This is a genomic window from Klenkia sp. AC732, assembly GCF_979256525.1.
In genome coordinates this window covers 1-248 of record NZ_CEEDOS010000142.1, presented here as the reverse complement: position 1 = coordinate 248, position 248 = coordinate 1, and the positions used below count along the sequence as shown (strand labels likewise).

Annotated in this window: 1 pseudogene; it reads left to right on the top strand. The window is 77.8% G+C overall.

Going from position 1 to position 248, the window contains the following annotated elements:
* Window positions 1-248, top strand: a pseudogene (locus AC0IVP_RS22025) (type III polyketide synthase); the annotation flags it as partial.

Sequence of the window (248 nt, the reverse complement as noted above, 5' to 3'; positions counted from 1 at the left end):
CCGCGGGTGCCCGACGTGCTGGCCCGGCACGTGGGCGACGTCGTCCAGGAGCTGCGGGACACCGCCGGCCTGCGGGTCGAGGCCGTCGCCGGCTGGGCCGTGCACCCGGGCGGGCCCCGGATCCTGGACGTCGCGCGCGCCCAGCTGGGGCTCACCGAGGACCAGATCGCGCCGTCGCGCCGGGTGTTGGCCGAGCACGGCAACTGCTCCTCGGCGACCGTGCTGCTGGTGCTCGAGGAGCTCGGGCC